This is a genomic window from Herbihabitans rhizosphaerae (assembly GCF_004216555.1).
GTDB lineage: Bacteria > Actinomycetota > Actinomycetes > Mycobacteriales > Pseudonocardiaceae > Herbihabitans > Herbihabitans rhizosphaerae.
Genome location: NZ_SGWQ01000013.1, coordinates 87856 through 104952, shown reverse-complemented (window position 1 = coordinate 104952; position 17097 = coordinate 87856). Strand labels below are relative to the sequence as shown.

Genomic DNA, 17097 nt, shown 5'->3' with positions numbered 1-17097 from the left:
GGCCCTTTTTGCCTTGAGCCGCAACGGTTAACACCATTACGTCACGACTGGGCAGGGATACACTGACGATCGTGCGTGACGAAACGGGGACCGCCTGCCGGCTCTGTGGCGCCCGACTGCCCGCCGCCGGGCGTGGGCGGCGCCGCGTCTACTGCTCGCGTGCCTGCCAGGCCAAGGCGTACCGCCACCGCCGCGAATCGACGCGATCGCGGCCGGCTCGCCCGCCTCGCGGGTCGGCGATAACCGCCGCCCGGGCACGCCGCCGGCAGATCGCCGAGGCGGTGTGGCGGATCGCCGCGACGCGCGGTCTGCACGCGGCCAGCATGCGCGAGGTCGCCACCGAGGCCGGCGTCTCGGTCCGCGTCGTGCAGTACCACTTCGGCGGCAAGCACGCCCTGCTGGTCGAAGCGCTTCGGCTGCTGCACGCGGACAACGAGCAGCGCGCGCAGACCCGGATCACCACCGACCTGACCGACCCGCGTGCCGTGCTGCGCGGAATCCTCGAGGAATTCCTTCCGCTGGACGAGCCCCGCCGTGTCGCGTGGCGGGTGCTGGCCGCCTACTACGCCTACAGCCTGGTGGACCCCGAACTCGCGAAGGTGTTCCAGCAGAACGACCGCGACCTCGAACGGTTCGTGGCCACCTTGATCGAACGCGCCCAACACGACGGGAGCGCGGCCGACCCGGAACGCGAAGCCGAGATGCTGATGTCGTGCGCCGTCGGCCTCGGCAGCGATCTCCTGCACGGCCGGCGCACGACCGAGGCCACCCACGCCGTCCTCGACTACCACCTCGACCGGCTCTTCGTGACATGACAGGGCCGGTCCCGCACGTGGCGGAACCGGCCCTGTCAGACCCGCTGTCGGATCAGACGTCGTAGTACAGCGCGAACTCGAACGGGTGCGGGCGCAGGCGCAGCGGGTCGATCTCGTGCTCGCGCTTGAAGTCGACCCAGGTCTCGATCACGTCCGAGGTGAACACGCCGCCCTCGAGCAGGAAGTCGTGGTCCTCCTCCAGGCTGGTCAGCACCTCCGGCAGCGACGCGGGGACCTGCTGCACGTCCTTGAGCTCCTCGGGCGGCAGCTCGTAGAGGTCCTTGTCGATCGGCGTCGGCGGCTCGATCTTGTTCTTCACGCCGTCGAGGCCGGCCATCAGCATCGCCGAGAACGCCAGGTACGGGTTGCCCGAGCTGTCCGGGCAGCGGAACTCGACCCGCTTGGCCTTCGGGTTGTCGCCGGTGATCGGGATGCGCACGCACGCCGACCGGTTGCGCTGCGAGTAGACCAGCGACACCGGCGCCTCGAAGCCCGGCACCAGGCGGTGGTACGAGTTGACCGTCGGGTTGGTGAAGGCGAGCAGCGACGGCGCGTGCGCCAGGATGCCGCCGATGTAGTGCCGCGCGGTGTCGCTCAGCCCGGCGTAGCCCGACTCGTCGTAGAACAGCGGCGCGCCGTCCTTCCACAGCGACTGGTGGCAGTGCATGCCGGAACCGTTGTCGCCGAACAGCGGCTTCGGCATGAAGGTCGCGGTCTTGCCGGCCTGCCACGCGGTGTTCTTCACGATGTACTTGAACAGCTGCAGGTCGTCGGCGGCGTGCAGCAGCGTGTTGAACCGGTAGTTGATCTCGGCCTGGCCCGCGGTGCCGACCTCGTGGTGCGCGCGCTCCACGGTGAACCCGGAGCCCTGCAGGTTCAGCACCATCTGGTCGCGCAGGTCGGCGAAGTGGTCCACCGGCGGCACGGGGAAGTAGCCGCCCTTGAACTTCGTCTTGTAGCCGCGGTTGCCGCCCTCTTCGTCGGTGCCGGTGTTCCACCAGCCCTCGACGGAGTCGATCTCGTGGAAGGAGCCGTTCTCCGCGGAGTCGAAGCGCACCGAGTCGAACGTGTAGAACTCCGCCTCGGGGCCGAAGTACGCCAGATCGGCGATGCCCGACTCGGTGATGTACTGCTCGGCCTTGCGCGCGATGTTGCGCGGGTCGCGGCTGTACGGCTCGCGGGTGAACGGGTCGTGCACGAAGAAGTTGAGGATCAGCGTCCGCTCGATCCGGAACGGGTCGAGGCGCGCGGTGTACGGGTCGGGCAGCAGCAGCATGTCCGACTCGTGGATCTCCTGGAAGCCGCGCACCGAGGAGCCGTCGAACGCCAGGCCGTCCTCGAACACGCTGCCGTCGAAGGCCTCCGCCGGCACGGTGAAGTGCTGCATGATGCCCGGCAGGTCGCAGAACCGGACGTCGACGAACTTCACCTCTTCGTCGGAGATGAACTTCAGTACCTCGTCGGGAGAGTTGAACACGCTCGTAGGCTCCTTTTCTCGGGTCGGTGGCCGTCGTGGTGTCGCTGTGGGGACAGGTGGGACACTGCCCCAGTCAGACGGCTTCCGCCACACGGCTTCCGCCACCCGTCGCTCCGCGATGCGTCATGAAGCTATGAGTGCGGTGTTGCCCGACCATCACCCGAATGTTTCGCCGGTGTTAACGAGCGCCCGAATCGGACATTCGGCGGCTGTGTACCGGCCGCAGCGTGAGCGCCCTTACTCTGGAGGGGTGAGCAGAGTGACTGGGTCGTGGCTGTCCGGGCCGCGGGCGGCGCTGAACGAGGACGCCGGCGATCCCGACAAGCAGAAGTGGCCCGGCGAGCGGCTCGGCCTTCCCCAGGACGGGCCGGGTGCGGTCGCCTCGGTCGCCCGGCGCGGCGGCGCGCTGATCGTCGACCTGATCGTCGCGTCCCTGCTGACCGGGATCGTCACCCACCCGAACTTCGGCGACCCGGCGAGCATGACCGCGCACAACTGGTGGAGCGTGCTCACCTGGTCGGTGATCACCGTCGGCATGGTGGCCACGTTCGGGTTCACCCCGGGCATGGGGCTGCTCGGCATTCGGGTGATCAGAATGGACGGCGCCGCGATGGTGGGCCTGGTGCGCGCGATTCCGCGCACGGTGCTCAGCGCGCTGATCGTGCCCGCGGTGCTGATCAACTGGGACGGCCGAGGGTGGCACGACCGCGCCGCCGGCACGATCGTGGTGCACCTGCGCTAGTTGTACTGCCGCCTGGGACGATTTCCCCATGACTGGGGAGAATGATGGCCCGCCGTCCGGGCCGGGTACTACACCTTTGTTGTGGCGAGCCGGTGAGCCGTGGACCGAAGAGGCCACGCTCGTCGTGCCGGCATTGGAGGAGAACCTCGAGTACGACGGGCGCGGACCGCGCCGGCTGCATGTGTTGGGCAAGATCATCCTGTTGCTGGCGATCGTCCCGGCACTGGCCATGGTGGTCGAGGACGACACCGGTGATCGGCCGCTCATCGGCTACGGATTCGCCGGCGCGATCGCGTTGTGCGTCCTCGCGGTCGTGGTGAGCAATGCGGGTAAACGTGCGCGCAGGCGCGTCGGATACCCGATTCCACCGGATCTGAAGGATCTCGTCGAGACGATGCACAGCGCGGAGTCGCTGCTGCGCGACTTTCTCCGTGATCACGGGCGTTGGGGGCTCAAGAACAACCTGCGCAAGGTTGTGAACTACCGGCACTACTTCCTGGAGGAACTCGAACGTGCGCGCCGTGCCGGGCGTGATCGCCGCTGGCGGAAGTGCCACGACCAGGTATCGAAGTACTGCGCGCTCGTGGTCGAGTACGGCGCTGCCGTGGTTCGCGGGCTGGAGGAAGGTCGCAGCGCGCGAGAGGACACCTGATCGTCAGTTCGACTCCAGGTGCACGGCGTTGGCGGTGGGGGAGAAGCCGATTCGCCGGTAGATCCGGTCCGCGCCGTCGTCGCCGGGGGTCAGCCAGACGAGGGTGGCGCCGGCCGTCGCGGCTTCCCGTACGGCGTGCGCGCTGACCAGGGTGCCGAGGCCGCGGTTGCGGAACTCCGGCACGGTCCCCACGCCGGCGACCTCGGTGACACCGTCGACCACCGGGGTCCAGAACGCGGTCGCCGCCGGCCGGCCGTCGACCGTGGCAAGTACGCAGCCGCCGTCCACCGGGTCGCCTGGGGCATCCGGGTTCTCGTCCATGGTCGCGCCGTAGGCGGCGTTGACCACGGTCTGCCCGTCGATCGCGTGCTGCTTCGTGGTCGCTCTGTGCACGTCGACCCCTTGCGGCACAACGGGTTCGACCATCTCCGCGACGTCAAGGGTGAGCAACGGGTAGCGGCCGACGACACGTGCGCCGGCCGAGGTCAGCACGTCGACCGCGCCGGGGGACGCCTCGTCGATCAGCTCGAAGCGCACGGGCGCGGGGGAGAACGCGGCGGTCAGCGTGGCCAGCGACTCGGTGACGTCGCCGTCGACCGGGGCGCCGGGCGAGGCCGCGACGGCGTAGGACAGGAACGCGGGCCGGTCGCGCACGAGCAACCCGGTGAACGGGCCGGCCGGCACGACGTCGCGGTCCTTGCCGACGCCGATCAACTGGGCGGCGGCGATACGCACGACGGCGTCGAGGGAATCAGGCACGAGCCGCGACGCTACGCGCGCGATCCCGTGACGCGCCAACGGATTACCGCAGACGTTTCAGGTCGATCGTCGCTCCGAACGGCTCGGTGATCTCGACGGTCTCGGTCGCCGTCTGGCTTTCGGTGTAGCCGAACTCCTCGGTCAGACGCAGCAGCACCGCGGAGATCGGCTCATCGATGTCGATGATCCAGTAGTAGGGAATCCCGGCATCGGCGTAGTCGTCGCGCTTGTGCACGTTGTCGGTGCGCCGCGAACTCGGCGAGACGACTTCCACCGCGATCAGCACCTCCTCGGCGCGAAGCATCCCGCCCTGCTCGCGAACCCGCTGTCGCGCGCCGCGCTCGACGACGAGCACGTCAGGCCGCCGCGAGAACCCCGGTTCGTCCGGCGGTGCCAGGCCGAGGTCCACGTCCAGACTCAGCAGCACCTCGTGCCGCTCAGGCAATTGATCGTGAAGCTGGAAAGCCAGGTTCAGCGAGGCGTGGTTGTGATCCGGCGACGGATTCGGCGACAGGAGCACGCGGCCGTCGATCAGCTCGGTATAACCCGTCTCCGTCTCGCCGAGGTCGGCGTATTCCGCGACGGTGAGCAGGTTCCCGTCCACTGTGGACGGTTACTTGCTGCGGCGCATGGTGCGTTGGACGTTGCGCAGCTTGGCGCCCTGCGGCAGCGGACCCTTCGGCAGGGCGGCGCCGGCCGCGCGGCGGGTGGCCAGCGCCGACAGCTTCTTCTCCAGCGCGTCGATCTGCGGGCCGCGGAGGTTGCGCGGCAGCTTGGTCAGGTGCGGGCCGAGCCGGCGCAGCGGCACCTGGCCCTCCTCGTTGCCCACGATCACGTCGTAGATCGGCGTCTCGCCGACGAGCCGGGCGACCTTCTTCTTCTCCTGCGCGAGCAGGCTCTTCACCCGGTGCGGCGCGCCCTCGGCGACCAGGATGACGCCCGGCTTGCCGAGCACCCGGTGCACCGCGTCGAGCTGCGTGGTGCCGGCCACGGTCGGCGTCACCCGCCAGCCGCCCTTCAAGTTCTCCAGCGCCCACGCCGCCGCACCCGGCTGCCCGTCCGCCTTGGCGTACACGTTCTTCTGCACCCGCCGCCCGAACACGATCATGGCCGCGAGCAGGCCGAACGCGATGCCCAGCGGCAACATGAACCACGGGATGCCCCACCACACGCCAAGCAGGAACACCACGCCGGTCACGACGAGGAAGGCGCCCAGCATCCACGGGAGCAGCCACTTGTCCTCGCGGCGCTGCAGCTTGAACGCCTCGAAGATCTGCCCACGCCTGGCCTTCGACGCCGCCTTCTTGGCGCGCTTGGCCTCCTTGGCGGCCTCTTTGTCCTGCTTTGCCATGCGTATCAGGATACGGGGAGCCGACCCTGTGGATGGTTCGCGGTCGGTGTCGGCGATGTCTGCGAGGATGGCCGGCATGTCTAGTGGGGAATTGCTGTCCGGACTGGATCCCGAGCAGCGGGCCGCGGTGATCGCGCCGAGAGGCCCGGTGTGCGTGCTGGCCGGCGCGGGCACCGGCAAGACGCGCACGATCACCCACCGGATCGCCAACCTGGTCCGCGGCGGGCACGTCGCCCCCGGCCAGGTCCTCGCGGTCACCTTCACCACCCGCGCCGCGGGGGAGATGCGCACCCGGCTGCGCGCGCTCGGCGTCGCGGGCGCGCAGGCCCGCACGTTCCACTCGGCGGCGCTGCGCCAGTTGCGCTACTTCTGGCCGAGGGTCGTCGACGAGCGCCAGTGGGACGTGCTCGAAGGGAAGATCCGGTTCGTCGGCCAGGCGGCGCACAAGCTCGGCGCGCCGACCGACGGCGAGGCGCTGCGCGACATGGCCAGCGAGATCGAGTGGTCCAAGGCGTCGCTGATCTCGCCGGAGTCCTACCCGGAGGCGGCGGCAAAGGCGCGTCGCGACCCGCCGGTGCCGGTCGAGCAGATGGTGGCCGTGTACACCGGCTACGAGAAGTTGAAGAACCGCGAGGCCAAGCTCGACTTCGACGACCTGCTCCTGCACACCGCGGCAGCGCTGGAGGAGCACGCGCAGGTGGCCGAGGAGTTCCGCGACCGGTACCGCTGCTTCGTGGTCGACGAGTACCAGGACGTCACGCCGCTGCAGCAGCGCGTGCTCGACGCGTGGCTCGGCGAGCGGGACGACCTGACCGTGGTCGGCGACCCGAACCAGACGATCTACTCCTTCGCCGGCGCCTCGCCGCGCCCGCTGCTGGCGTTCTCCCGGCGGTTCCCCGAGGCGTCCGTGGTGCGCCTGGAGCGTGACTACCGGTCGACACCCGAGGTGGTGTCGCTGGCCAACCGGGTGATCTCCGCGGCGCGCGACCGTCCGGCCGGCTCCCGGCTGCGGCTGATCGGCCAGCGCCGGCCGGGCCCGGCGCCGAGCTTCGCCGAGTACGACGACGAGCCGGCCGAGGCCGCCGCGGTCGCCGCGCGGATCAAGCAGCTCATCGATTCCGGTGTCCCGGCCAGCGAGTGCGCCGTGCTGTTCCGGGTGAACGCGCAGTCCGAGGTGTACGAGCAGGCACTGTCCGAAGTGGACATTCCGTATCTGGTGCGCGGCGGCCAGCGGTTCTTCGACCGTCGCGAGGTGCGCCAGGCGATGGCCGCGCTGCGGGTGGCCACGGCCGACCCGCCGGCCGGCGAGCTGCCGAAGGTTGTGCGGGAGCTGCTGGTGCCGGTCGGGCTGACCGACGAGCCGCCGCCCGGCGGGACCGCGCGCGACCGGTGGGAGGCGCTGCTGTCGCTGGTGGAGCTGGCCGAGGAGCTGGTGTCCACTGTGGACGGTGCGGATCTGGCGCACTTCGTCGCCGAGTTGGACCAGCGCGCCGACGCCCAGCACCCGCCGACCGTGGAGGGCGTGACGCTCGCGTCCCTGCACTCGGCGAAGGGCCTGGAGTGGGACGCGGTGTTCCTGGTCGGCCTGGTCGACGGAACGTTGCCGATCCAGCACGCCGACGACGACGCGCGGGTGGAGGAGGAGCGCCGGCTGTTCTACGTCGGCGCGACCCGCGCGCGCGAGCACCTGTGGCTGTCCTGGGCGCTGTCCCGGCAGCCGGGCGGGCGACGCGGGCGGCGCCGCAGCCGGTTCCTGTACGGCGTGATCCCCGAGGACCACCCGGCCGCGCGGATCGCCAAGTCGCGGGACAAGAAGCCGGCCAAGCAGCGCTGCCGGATCTGCAACACCGCGCTGGTCGACTCGATGGCGGTGAAGCTCGGCCGGTGCGACTCCTGCCCGTCCGATGTGGACGAGGATTTGCTCGGCCGGCTCAAGGAGTGGCGCACCGAGCAGTCGCGCGAGCAGAAGGTGCCGGCCTACGTCGTGTTCACCGACGCCACGCTGATCGCCATCGCCGAACAGCGGCCCGGCGACTCGGCCGGACTGGTCGCGATCCCGGGCATCGGGGCGGCGAAGTTGGACAAATACGGCGAAGCGGTCCTTTCGCTGGTGCGCGAAGGGTCCGGCGCCGGTACTTCGTGACAGCGGTCACGAACTCTTTCGAAAAACCTGTTGCATGGCTCCCGGCGGGCCTAATAACCTGCAGGAGCCGGGCACGGAGTGCCCGAAGAATCTCGTCCTCGAGCAGAGACAGGAGGTGGCCCCCGGTGAAGAACCTGACGATCATCGGCAATCACGGCTACCTCGTGTCTGAGGGTACCGCCCTGTCCACGGTCGGCATTGTTTCCAAGCCGAGCGCCCGCATTGAGCGTGAGCGCTTCCTGACCGTCGACACCGTGATGCCGGTGTTCGCCGATGGCGATGTCCAGTCCCGGAATGTCCGCTTCCTGAACGGAGCGAAGTCTCTGACCTAGGTGTCAGGACTCTCAGGCTCACGAAGGCCGCGGACCCGGAAACGGATCCGCGGCCTTCGTGTTTTTTGCGGTAGCAGCACTGAAACCCAACTGATGAGGAAGTGATTCGAGTGTCAACGGTGACCGTCTCGCCACTTGGCGAGGCGTTGACGGATCTACCCGACGGTTTCGGCATGGGCGACCTGCTCGATGCCGCGCCGGCGGCTGGTCTGGACCTTCCCTGCCGGTCGGGCGACGCGGACCTGTGGTTCGCCGACACCCCGGCCGACCTGGAGCGGGCAAAGGGCATGTGTGCCGACTGTCCGGTTCGGGCGGAGTGTCTCGCGGGTGCGCTCGCCAGGCACGAGCCGTGGGGCGTGTGGGGTGGCGAGATCTTCGAGCGAGGAAACGTCATCGCCCGCAAGCGTCCCCGTGGTCGTCCGCGCAAAGCCGCGCCCGCCGGCGAAGGAGGCACGAAAACGGACAAGGCACGTGAGACGGCGGCCCTGGCCGCCGGGCAGCAGGAGGTAGCGGCATGAGCATCTTGACCGACGACACCGTGCGAGTGTCGGCGCTCCCGTTGGGGGCCAACACACTATTGCTCTACGAAGATCTGTCTCGTGCACGAATGCGCGGGGCGGAGGAGGAGGCGCGCCAGCGTCGCCACCTCCGCCGGTTGAACTCCGCCAAGCGGTGGCGGCGGGTGTCCTGCTGGGCATCCCGGCGTGCCGCGAGAGCCGCGGAGGAATCGGCCTGACCGACTGATTCGACAACCGAACCGACAGAGCCGAGTTGACGCGGGCGCGATCCGGAAATCCCGGGTCGCGCCCGTGTTGTCTATCGAGGGCAAGGCCGCCGCTGGTTCGGCTTCGCCGAAAGGCCTGTGGTCAGGTTGCGTTGGTGGTTACCTGCCGGGGTTGGTGGGCTGCGTGTTGCGTGGGTGGTTGGCAGAGACGCCTTCGGCGTGGCGGCGGTCGCCCTCGACTTTCAGGCCGACCTCGGCGTGGCTTTTGCGGATGGTCAGTGGTTCTCGGGCTTGATCGCGCGGACGATCGCGGACTGCAGGCCGTCGGCGACCTGGTGGGTGGGGGTGACCTCGACGTCGGTGAACCCGGCCGCGGCGAGCCCGTCGCGGTACTCGGTGAACGACAGTGCTCCGGCGATGCACTCGACGTAGCCGCCGCGTTCGGCGCGCTGCGCTGGCGTGAGGTGATCCTCTGCGACGACGTCGGTGACGCCGATCCGCCCGCCGGGGCGCAGGACCCGGAAGGTCTCGGCGAACACGGCCGGCTTGTCGACCGACAGGTTGATCACGCAGTTGGAGATCACCACGTCGATCGAGTCGGCGGGCAGCGGAATGGTCTCGATGGTGCCCTTGAGGAACTCGACGTTGGTGGCGCCGGCCTTGGCCGCGTTCGCGCGGGCGAGTGCCAGCATTTCCTCGGTCATGTCCAGGCCGTAGGCCTTGCCGGTCTCGCCGACGCGGCGGGCGGACAGCAGCACGTCGATCCCGCCGCCGGAGCCGAGGTCCAACACGCGCTCACCGGCGCGCAGTTCGGCCACCGCGGTCGGGTTGCCGCAGCCCAGTGACGCGGCGACCGCCTCGGCGGGCAACTCGTCGCGCTCGGTCGTGTCGTACAGGCCGGCGCCGAAACTCTCGTCCACCTCGACCGCCTGCGGGCCACAACAGCCGGGGCCGGCGGTGACCGCGGTCGCGGCGGCGGCGTAGCGGGCGCGGACGGTCTCGCGCAGGTCGACGGTCTGCTCAGACATCGCGTGCTCCTTGTTCATCGATTGTGGTCGATCCATGGTGACTCTATCGACGTGCCTCGATGAATACAACCATCGATTCGAGTAGATATAGTGGCGGCATGGCGATCGTGTTGCGGCAGGCCGAGGTGCTGCCGTCGAGTGAGGCGGCCACGTACGCGGAGTGGTTCGCCTGCCTGGCGGAACCGGTGCGGGTGCGGCTGCTGCACGCGGTGGCGACGAGCCCGAAGGGGATCACCGTCGGCGCGTTGACCGAGGTGATCGGCACCAGCCAGTCCACCTGCTCGCACCATCTGCGCAAGCTGGCCGACGTGGGGTTCGTGCGGCTGCGCAAGGAGGGCACGGCGACGATCGTGACCGTGAACGAGGCGTGTTGCGTGGGGTTGCCGCACGCGGCGGACGCGGTGATGGGCCTGCTCGCACCCCGGCCGTGCTGCCCGGAGGACCTGCCGGCCGGTGTCACCGTGCGCGCCCTGGAGGCCGGGGACTGGGCGGCGGTGCGGCGAATCTACGGCGAGGGCCTCGCGACCGGGATCGCCACGTTCGAGACCACCGTGCCGAGCAAGTCGGCACTGGACGCGCGGTGGCTACCCGATCACCGGTGGGTCGCCGAGATCGACGGCGAGGTCGTGGGGTGGACCGCGGCGACGCCGGTCTCCGGTCGCGACTGCTACGCCGGGGTGGCCGAGACGTCCGTCTACGTCGCCGACGGATTCCGGGGGCGCGGGGTGGGAAAGGCGTTGCTGCACAAGCAGGTCACCGCCGCCGACGCGGCCGGGTTGTGGACGCTGCAGACCTCGATCTTCACCGAGAACCGGGCGAGCGTCGCCCTGCACCACGCCGCCGGCTACCGCACCGTCGGCATCCGCGAACGCGTCGCCCAGCGGGACGGCGTCTGGCACGACACCGTGCTCATCGAGCGCCGCTCGCCGGTGAACTGACCGGGTCGGCCTGGCGGGCCGGGTAGAGCACCCGCACGATCGCGATCGCCGCCAGGCCGCCGAGGAGCTGGCAGGCGATGAACGGCACGACCGAGGCGGGGGCGATGCCGGCGAAGGTATCGCTGAACACGCGGCCGACCGTGATCGCCGGGTTGGCGAAGCTGGTGGAACTGGTGAACCAGTACGCCGCGCCGATGTACGCGCCGACCGCGGCCGGCGCGCGGTCGAGGCGGCCGGTGCGAGCCAGGGAGAAGATCACCAGCACCAGTCCGGCCGTCGCGACCACCTCGGCCACGCCGTGCGGGACGGTGATCCGCTCGGTGGTGCTGATGCTGACGACCGGGGCGGCGAACATGATGTTGGCCAGCACCGCTCCGCCGACGCACCCGAGCACCTGGACGGGCACGTAGGCCGCCGCGTGTTTCCACGACAGGCCGCCGAGCGCGGCGTCCACGAGCGAGACCACCGGGTTGAAGTGCCCGCCGCTGACCGGGCCGAAGATCAGGATGATCGCGTACAGGCCGACCGCGGTGGCCGCCGCGTTCTCCAGCAGCTGCAGCCCGACATCGCCGGGTGACAGGCGCTGGGCCGCGATGCCGGATCCGACCACCACCGCGGCCAGCATCGCGCTGCCCAACAACTCCGCGATCAGCTTGCGGGACAACGGTTCCATCAGATCGCGGCCGGGACGCCGAGTTCGGCGAGGAGTTCGCGCACCCGCCGCTCGATCTCGTCCCGTACCGGGCGGACGTCCTCGACGGTCTTGCCGGCCGGGTCGTCCAGCGTCCAGTCCAGGTAGCGCTTGCCGGGAAAGACCGGGCACGCGTCGCCGCAGCCCATGCTGACCACCACGTCGGCCGCGCGGACGATCTCGTCAGTCCACGGCTTGGGGAACTCGCCGGAGATGTCGATGCCCCGCTCGGCCATCGCCGCGATCGCCGAAGGGTTGATCTCGTGGCCCGGCTCCGAGCCGCCCGACCACGCCACCGCCCGATCGCCCGCGAGGTGCTGGAGGAACCCGAGCGCCATCTGCGAGCGGCCGGCGTTGTGCACGCAAAGGAACAACACGGTCGGCTTGCCGTCCTGGTGACGGCCCTCGACCCGGGCGAGCGCGCGCAGCCGCTGCCGGGCGAACCGCTCGGCCAGCAGCGGCAGGAAGTTCGACACCGTGCTGCGCGAGGCGAACTGGTCGTAGCTGGCGTGCAGGAACCGCTCGATCGTCTCGGGGCCGAACACCCCGGCGAACTCGTCGCGCAGCTGAAGGGCCGCGACTCGCAGCGCGTAATGCTGGTCCAGCGGCAGCGTCCGCCGGTCTTCGGTGTCGGGCTCGGTCATCGTGGTTCTCCTGTCCTCGTGACGGCTGGGGCCAGCCGGTCGACTCGATCGACGAGTTCGCGAAACGCCTTGTCGAACGCGAGGCGGGTGCCCGCCATGGCCGGATCGGGGATCGACCAGTGCAGGCGCTCAACGGCCGCGTCCAGGTCCTCGTGCGCGTTGTCGCACACGGCAACGACCAGGTCGTCGGCCCGCAGCACGTCCTCGACGCGGCTCGTGCGAGCGCGCGCCAGCGGCAACCGATGCGCCTTCGCGGTGGCCACCGCCAGCGGATGCACCCGGTCGGCCGGCTCCGTCCCCGCCGACGCCACCGGCACGTCGCTGCGCCGCCTCCACAACGCCGCCGCCAACTGGGACCGCGCCGAGTTGCGCGTGCACACGAACACCACCCTCGGCGCGCTCCGCTGTCCGACCGGCACCAGGTCGCTCAGCACCGCGGGCACCAGCCGCAGGTACGTTCGCCGCCGGTCACCCTCCGACCGGAGTCGCTCGACCACCCCGGCGCGCTCCAGCGTCTTCAGGTGGTGCGCCAACAGGTTGCTCGGCAGCCCAAGCTCGGCGCCGACCTCGCCCGGCGCCGCGTCCCCGAGCACCAGTCGATCCACGATCGCCAACCGGGCGGGCTCGCCCAGCGCCGCGTGCACCCGCGCGCGGTGCGCCAGCGCCTCGGTCGTAGAAAGCTCAGCGTTCATTGACTCAATGATTGCTGACTTAACTTTGGAGTGTCAAGTCTGGTTTGCCGTTTCGGCAAACGGATTCCCGGTTCGCGGCGCGCCGTGGTTACCGTTGTCGTCATGAGCGGGCACACGCATACACACGACGGAATCGACTGGGTCGAACGCATCTCCGACATGCGGCGCATGGACGCGATCCACGCGCCGTTCGTCACGCCGGTGGCCGAACGAGTGATCGGGCTCGTCGAGCCGGGCGCGACGGTCGTGGACATCGGATCGGGCGCCGGCGGGATCAGCGCGGCGCTCGGCCGCGCACTGGTGGCCAAGGGCGGCGGCCGGATCGTGCTCGTGGACGCCGTGCCGCAGATGCTCGAGGCGGCCGCCTCGCACGTGCGGTCCGCGCTCGGCGGCGCGATCGAGGTGAACACCGTGCTGGCCGACGTCGCCGCCGGCGGTATCGCCGAGGTCGTCGGTCCGGCCGACCTGGTGTGGGCCTCGGGCGTCGTGCACCACCTGCCGGACCAGCGCCGAGGGCTCGCCGACCTGTACGCGCTGCTCAACGACGGCGGCTGGCTGGCGCTCGGCGAGGGCGGGATGCCGAGCCGCTGCCTGCCGTGGGACGTCGGCGTCGGCGAACCCGGCCTGCAGGACCGGCTGCTGGCCGCGCGCGAGCAGTGGTTCGCCCGCATGCGCGCGGACATGGACGGCGTGGTCCGGCTGCCGGTCGGGTGGAACACCGCGCTCGCCGAGACCGGCCTGCGCGACGTGTCCTCGTTCAGCTACCTGATCGACCTCCCGGCGCCGGCCCCGCCCGAGGTGCGCGGCTGGGCCGGCGCGTGGCTGCGCTGGATGGCCGAGGGCGCCGAGGAGTGGCTCGGCGAGGACGATCGCAAGGCGCTCGCCGTGCTCACCGACCCGGACGGTGGCGCCTACGTCGGCGACCGGGACGACGTGTTCATGCTCAGCGCGCTCACGATCTACTTGGGGCGCAAGGGATCCGCGTGACACCTGGCGGTGGCGTACCGTCGGGCCCATGGCAGAGGACGCCACCTGCTCCCGCTGCGGCCGGCTGCGCTCGACCGTGCCGCCGGGCGAGGCGCTGGCCTGGGTCGCCGAGCGGGAACGCGGTGTCACGCGCTGGCTGTGCGCCGGCTGCGCGCGCCAACACGTGCGCGACATCGAGGGCAAGCTTCCCTCGGAATACTGGTCCTAGCGGAGCACCCGTGAGGGTGACCCGCTCGCCGCGCACCCCCGGACGCGGACCACCTTCACATTCCCCGCCACTTGTTGATCATGTCTGACCTGGTCTTTTGCGGCTCTGGGAGGACTTTAGCGGGCTAAAGTACGCGGAGGCGGGGTTGTCGGGTTGTCAAGCCTCAGGTGGCGTCGTAGCGCGCCCGGGCGTCGTTGACGTGCTCGATGTGGCTCTCCGCCCAGTCCTTGATCGCGGCCACAACGGAGAGCAGGCTCTCGCCGAGCGCCGTCAGCTCGTAGTCGACGCGCACCGGCACGCTCGGCGTCACGGTCCGCTCGATCAGGCCGTCCCGCTCGAGTGAACGCAGCGTCTGGGTGAGCATCTTCTGGCTCACGCCGGCGATCCTGCGGCCGATGTCGCTGTAGCGCTTCGGGCCGTCGGTGAGCGCGCAGAGGATCAGCGTCACCCACTTGTCGCTGATCCGCGCGACGAGCTGGTGCGTCGGGCATCCGGCGAGGAACGCGTCGTAGGCCGCGCGCTGCTCGTCGCGCTGGGCGGCCGCCGTCTTGGTCGCCATGGAGAACCATCCTGTTCGTTAGGCACTTCGAAGTACGTACTTCCCGATGGAGAGTAGCACTCCTACGGTTCGTCTCGTTGGTTCTCGTCCATCAGAGGGAGATCTTCGATGCGTGCTGTTGTGTTGTCCTCCTACGGCGGACCCGAGGTGCTGGAGTCGGCCGACCGGCCGCGCCCGGAGCCGGGGGAGCGGGAGGTACTCGTGCGGGTGGAGGCCGCCACGGTGAACCCGGTGGACCTCGGTACCCGGATGGGCGTGTTCGACCCGGGGGCGACGGCGCCGAGTGCGCCGATCGGGCTCGGCTGGGACGTGGCGGGCGTGATCGAGCGGACCGGCGAGGACGTGACCCGGTTCGCCGAGGGCGATCGCGTGATCGGTCTGCAGGACCAGCCGATCGTGCCGTTGGGCACCTACGCCGAGTACGTGGTGCTCGGCGAGGACGCCGTGGCCGCCGCGCCGGCCGGTCACACCGCGGCCGAGGCGGCCACGCTGCCGCTGAACGGGCTCACCGCGCGTCAGGCGCTGGATCTGCTCGACCTGCGCGAGGGGCGGACGCTGCTGATCACCGGTGCCGCCGGCGGCGTCGGCGGGTACGCCGTGGAACTGGCCGCCGGCCGGGGTCTCAAGGTGATCGCCGTGGCCGGTGCGGACGACGAGGAGTGGATCACCGCGCGCGGGGCGGAGTTCCTGCCGCGGTCGGCCGACCTCGCCTCGGCCGTTCGCGCGGTGGCACCGTCCGGCGTGGACGGGGCGTTGGACGCGGCGACCGTGGGCGAGCCTGCGTTGGACGCGGTCGCCGACGGCGGCGCGTTCGTGGCCGTGCTGCCGCCCCAGGTGCCCGACCCGGTGCGCGGGATCCGGACCGCCGCGGTCGGCGTGCGGGCCGACGGCGGGCAACTCGCCGAACTGGTGGCCGAGGTCGAGGCGGGCCGGCTCAGCCTGCGCCTCGCCGAGACCTACCCGCTGGACGAGGTCGCGCGGGCGCACGAGCGGTTCGCCAAGGGCGGGCTGCGCGGGCGACTGGTGCTCGTGCCCTAGTCAGGGTCGGCGAAACCGGGCTGCCAGCGCTGGACGATCTCGCGCACGCCGAACTCGGCGTCGAGCTGGCACAGGATGCCGGTCGAGCCCATGGTCACCCGGTGGATCAGCAGGTACTGCGGAGGCAGGTTGAGCGAGCGGCCCGTGCGGAAGTCCTTTCCGCGCAGGTCGCCGACCCGCTCGGCCTGCTTCTGCATCCACCGGCGGGTGAAGTGGAACGTGTCGTTCGCGACCGGCTCGGTGAACGGCGCGAGGTAGGCGAGCACGTCCTCCTCGTGCACCTCGGTACCGGGGCGCACGAAACCCTCGTCGCGCATCAGGCGCATCAGCTCGGCGGAGTGCCCGTCCAGGGCGAGCCGGGTCATCGCGCCCAGCGGCGACGGCAGGCCCTGGGGCAGCCGCGCGACCGCGCCGAAGTCGATCACGCACAGCCGGCCGTCCGGCAGCAGCATGAAGTTGCCGGGGTGCGGGTCGGCGTGCAGCAGCCCGACCCGGGCCGGGGTGGAGAAGTGGAACTCGGAGAGCAGCTTGCCGGCGCGGTTGCGGGTGTCGATGTCGCCGTCGCGGATGATCGCCGCCAGCGGGGTGCCGTCCACCCACTCGGTGACCATCACCTTCGGCGCGCTGGCCACCACCTTCGGGACCAGCACGTGCTCGTCGCCGTCGTAGGCCTTGGCGAACGCGCGTTCGCTGTCCGCCTCGGCGCGGTAGTCCAGCTCCTCGGACATCCGCGCGGTCAGCTCGGCCAGCAGCGGCTTGACCTCCGCGCCCGGCACCAGCGCCTGGAACAGCCGGGAGAACCGGCTCAATTGGCGCAGGTCGGACATCAGCGCCTCGTCCGCGCCCGGGTACTGCACCTTGACGGCCACCTCGCGACCGTCGTGCCACACCGCCTTGTGCACCTGCCCGATGCTGGCCGAGGCCGCCGGCTCGTCGTCGAACTCGTCGAACCGTTCGCGCCACGAGCGGCCGAGCTGCTCGGCGAGCACCCGGTGCGTGGTGGCGGCCGTCATCGGCGGCGCGGCCGTCTGCAGCTTGGTCAGCGCCTCCCGGTAGGGCGCGGCCATCTCGTCCGGCACCGCCGCCTCGAACACGCTCAGCGCCTGGCCGAACTTCATCGCGCCGCCCTTGAGCTGCCCGAGCACGGCGAACAACTGCTCGGCGGTCTTGGCCGACACGTCGGCGCTGACGTCACTGGCGCTCTGGCCGGCCAGCCGCTTGCCCCAGCCGCCGACGACCCGGCCGGCCATGCCGATCGGGAGACTGGCCAGTCGGGCGGTGCGCGCTGCGGTTCTGCGGGGCAACTCGGTCACACCA

21 protein-coding genes are annotated in these 17097 nt (G+C 70.5%); 11 read left to right on the top strand and 10 right to left on the bottom strand.

The features are described 5' to 3' along the window. The first annotated feature begins 71 nt into the window (after positions 1–71). Positions 72–815, top strand: a complete 744-nt coding sequence (locus EV193_RS28740) for a TetR/AcrR family transcriptional regulator (protein ID WP_130348065.1) — start codon at positions 72–74, stop codon at positions 813–815. A 52-nt stretch (positions 816–867) separates the two neighbouring features. Here the strand turns inward: EV193_RS28740 and glnA are convergent, their stop codons facing one another. Then, complete coding sequence (glnA, locus tag EV193_RS28735; RefSeq protein ID WP_130348064.1) at positions 868–2292, bottom strand: type I glutamate--ammonia ligase; 1425 nt, start codon at positions 2290–2292, stop codon at positions 868–870. A 250-nt stretch (positions 2293–2542) separates the two neighbouring features. On the opposite strand from glnA, the gene EV193_RS28730 reads away from it, so the two are divergent. Together EV193_RS28730 and EV193_RS28725 are read left to right on the top strand one after the other, a co-directional pair. Next, positions 2543–3034 (top strand): RDD family protein, encoded by a 492-nt coding sequence (locus EV193_RS28730; RefSeq protein WP_242613745.1) that lies wholly within the window; start codon positions 2543–2545, stop codon positions 3032–3034. A gap of 28 nt (positions 3035–3062) precedes the next feature. Further along, positions 3063–3686, top strand: a complete 624-nt coding sequence (locus EV193_RS28725) for a hypothetical protein (protein WP_130348062.1) — start codon at positions 3063–3065, stop codon at positions 3684–3686. Between the two features lie 3 nt (positions 3687–3689). Here the strand turns inward: EV193_RS28725 and EV193_RS28720 are convergent, their stop codons facing one another. From EV193_RS28720 to EV193_RS28710, 3 genes are read right to left on the bottom strand one after another with little or no spacing between them, the layout of a single operon-like run. Continuing rightward, on the bottom strand, positions 3690–4445 hold the full coding sequence (locus EV193_RS28720; RefSeq protein WP_130348061.1) for a GNAT family N-acetyltransferase: 756 nt from the start codon (positions 4443–4445) through the stop codon (positions 3690–3692). A 43-nt stretch (positions 4446–4488) separates the two neighbouring features. Continuing rightward, a complete protein-coding gene (locus EV193_RS28715) occupies positions 4489–5049 on the bottom strand; it encodes a Uma2 family endonuclease (protein ID WP_130348060.1) in 561 nt (186 codons plus the stop codon). A 9-nt stretch (positions 5050–5058) separates the two neighbouring features. Further along, positions 5059–5796: a DUF4191 domain-containing protein gene (locus EV193_RS28710; protein WP_130348059.1), complete on the bottom strand. Its 738-nt coding sequence runs from the start codon at positions 5794–5796 to the stop codon at positions 5059–5061. A gap of 55 nt (positions 5797–5851) precedes the next feature. Between EV193_RS28710 and EV193_RS28705 the strand changes: the two genes are divergently transcribed. From EV193_RS28705 to EV193_RS28690, 4 genes are all read left to right on the top strand, one after another. Then, entirely contained in the window at positions 5852–7939 is a 2088-nt protein-coding gene (locus EV193_RS28705; protein ID WP_423202242.1) for an ATP-dependent DNA helicase UvrD2, read from the top strand. 125 nt (positions 7940–8064) lie between these two features. Then, a complete protein-coding gene (locus EV193_RS28700; RefSeq protein WP_130348058.1) occupies positions 8065–8271 on the top strand; it encodes a hypothetical protein in 207 nt (68 codons plus the stop codon). A gap of 110 nt (positions 8272–8381) precedes the next feature. Further along, complete coding sequence (locus tag EV193_RS28695; protein ID WP_423202241.1) at positions 8382–8789, top strand: WhiB family transcriptional regulator; 408 nt, start codon at positions 8382–8384, stop codon at positions 8787–8789. Next, positions 8786–9007 carry a hypothetical protein gene (locus EV193_RS28690; RefSeq protein WP_130348057.1) on the top strand — a complete coding sequence of 74 codons (222 nt, stop codon included), beginning with the start codon at positions 8786–8788 and terminating at the stop codon, positions 9005–9007. Before EV193_RS28695 ends, EV193_RS28690 begins: the two co-directional genes overlap by 4 nt. A gap of 263 nt (positions 9008–9270) precedes the next feature. On the opposite strand, the gene arsM is transcribed toward EV193_RS28690, so the two are convergent. After that, positions 9271–10023 (bottom strand): arsenite methyltransferase, encoded by a 753-nt coding sequence (arsM, locus tag EV193_RS28685; RefSeq protein WP_130348056.1) that lies wholly within the window; start codon positions 10021–10023, stop codon positions 9271–9273. Positions 10024–10121: 98 nt separating this feature from the next. Between arsM and EV193_RS28680 the strand changes: the two genes are divergently transcribed. Continuing rightward, positions 10122–10961: a helix-turn-helix domain-containing GNAT family N-acetyltransferase gene (locus EV193_RS28680; protein WP_242613744.1), complete on the top strand. Its 840-nt coding sequence runs from the start codon at positions 10122–10124 to the stop codon at positions 10959–10961. Here EV193_RS28680 and EV193_RS28675 read toward each other — a convergent pair. Genes EV193_RS28675 through EV193_RS28665 form a run of 3 tightly spaced genes read right to left on the bottom strand, consistent with a single transcriptional unit; the run spans position 10933 to position 12988 of the window. Then, entirely contained in the window at positions 10933–11634 is a 702-nt protein-coding gene (locus EV193_RS28675) for an aquaporin (RefSeq protein ID WP_130348054.1), read from the bottom strand. The genes EV193_RS28680 and EV193_RS28675 overlap by 29 nt on opposite strands. Further along, positions 11634–12296 (bottom strand): arsenate reductase ArsC, encoded by a 663-nt coding sequence (locus EV193_RS28670; RefSeq protein ID WP_130348053.1) that lies wholly within the window; start codon positions 12294–12296, stop codon positions 11634–11636. Before EV193_RS28670 ends, EV193_RS28675 begins: the two co-directional genes overlap by 1 nt. Next, positions 12293–12988, bottom strand: coding sequence for an arsenate reductase/protein-tyrosine-phosphatase family protein (locus tag EV193_RS28665; RefSeq protein ID WP_130348052.1), 696 nt, complete (start codon positions 12986–12988; stop codon positions 12293–12295). The genes EV193_RS28670 and EV193_RS28665 overlap by 4 nt, the downstream gene beginning before the upstream one ends. A gap of 102 nt (positions 12989–13090) precedes the next feature. Here EV193_RS28665 and EV193_RS28660 point away from each other — a divergent pair, with 102 nt between their 5' ends. Together EV193_RS28660 and EV193_RS28655 are read left to right on the top strand one after the other, a co-directional pair. Next, positions 13091–13975, top strand: coding sequence for a class I SAM-dependent methyltransferase (locus EV193_RS28660; RefSeq protein WP_130348051.1), 885 nt, complete (start codon positions 13091–13093; stop codon positions 13973–13975). 28 nt (positions 13976–14003) lie between these two features. Next, positions 14004–14183 (top strand): hypothetical protein, encoded by a 180-nt coding sequence (locus EV193_RS28655; protein WP_130348050.1) that lies wholly within the window; start codon positions 14004–14006, stop codon positions 14181–14183. Positions 14184–14346: 163 nt separating this feature from the next. Here EV193_RS28655 and EV193_RS28650 read toward each other — a convergent pair whose 3' ends face one another. After that, on the bottom strand, positions 14347–14742 hold the full coding sequence (locus EV193_RS28650; RefSeq protein ID WP_130348049.1) for a winged helix-turn-helix transcriptional regulator: 396 nt from the start codon (positions 14740–14742) through the stop codon (positions 14347–14349). 108 nt (positions 14743–14850) lie between these two features. Here EV193_RS28650 and EV193_RS28645 point away from each other — a divergent pair, with 108 nt between their 5' ends. Further along, positions 14851–15780, top strand: a complete 930-nt coding sequence (locus EV193_RS28645; protein ID WP_130348048.1) for an NADP-dependent oxidoreductase — start codon at positions 14851–14853, stop codon at positions 15778–15780. On the opposite strand, the gene EV193_RS28640 is transcribed toward EV193_RS28645, so the two are convergent. Further along, on the bottom strand, positions 15777–17093 hold the full coding sequence (locus EV193_RS28640) for an ABC1 kinase family protein (RefSeq protein ID WP_242613743.1): 1317 nt from the start codon (positions 17091–17093) through the stop codon (positions 15777–15779). The genes EV193_RS28645 and EV193_RS28640 overlap by 4 nt on opposite strands. Between the last annotated feature and the right edge of the window lie 4 nt (positions 17094–17097).

Bases quoted from the DNA above. Each gene is read 5' to 3' on its own strand.
- EV193_RS28725 (WP_130348062.1), top strand. From the start codon at position 3,063: ATGACTGGGGAGAATGATGGCCCGCCGTCCGGGCCGGGTACTACACCT.
- EV193_RS28710 (WP_130348059.1), bottom strand. From the start codon at position 5,796: ATGGCAAAGCAGGACAAAGAGGCCGCCAAGGAGGCCAAGCGCGCCAAG.
- EV193_RS28705 (WP_423202242.1), top strand. From the start codon at position 5,852: ATGTCTGCGAGGATGGCCGGCATGTCTAGTGGGGAATTGCTGTCCGGA.
- EV193_RS28690 (WP_130348057.1), top strand. From the start codon at position 8,786: ATGAGCATCTTGACCGACGACACCGTGCGAGTGTCGGCGCTCCCGTTG.
- arsM (WP_130348056.1), bottom strand. From the start codon at position 10,023: ATGTCTGAGCAGACCGTCGACCTGCGCGAGACCGTCCGCGCCCGCTAC.
- EV193_RS28680 (WP_242613744.1), top strand. From the start codon at position 10,122: ATGGCGATCGTGTTGCGGCAGGCCGAGGTGCTGCCGTCGAGTGAGGCG.
- EV193_RS28675 (WP_130348054.1), bottom strand. From the start codon at position 11,634: ATGGAACCGTTGTCCCGCAAGCTGATCGCGGAGTTGTTGGGCAGCGCG.
- EV193_RS28670 (WP_130348053.1), bottom strand. From the start codon at position 12,296: ATGACCGAGCCCGACACCGAAGACCGGCGGACGCTGCCGCTGGACCAG.
- EV193_RS28665 (WP_130348052.1), bottom strand. From the start codon at position 12,988: ATGAACGCTGAGCTTTCTACGACCGAGGCGCTGGCGCACCGCGCGCGG.
- EV193_RS28660 (WP_130348051.1), top strand. From the start codon at position 13,091: ATGAGCGGGCACACGCATACACACGACGGAATCGACTGGGTCGAACGC.
- EV193_RS28655 (WP_130348050.1), top strand. From the start codon at position 14,004: ATGGCAGAGGACGCCACCTGCTCCCGCTGCGGCCGGCTGCGCTCGACC.
- EV193_RS28650 (WP_130348049.1), bottom strand. From the start codon at position 14,742: ATGGCGACCAAGACGGCGGCCGCCCAGCGCGACGAGCAGCGCGCGGCC.
- EV193_RS28645 (WP_130348048.1), top strand. From the start codon at position 14,851: ATGCGTGCTGTTGTGTTGTCCTCCTACGGCGGACCCGAGGTGCTGGAG.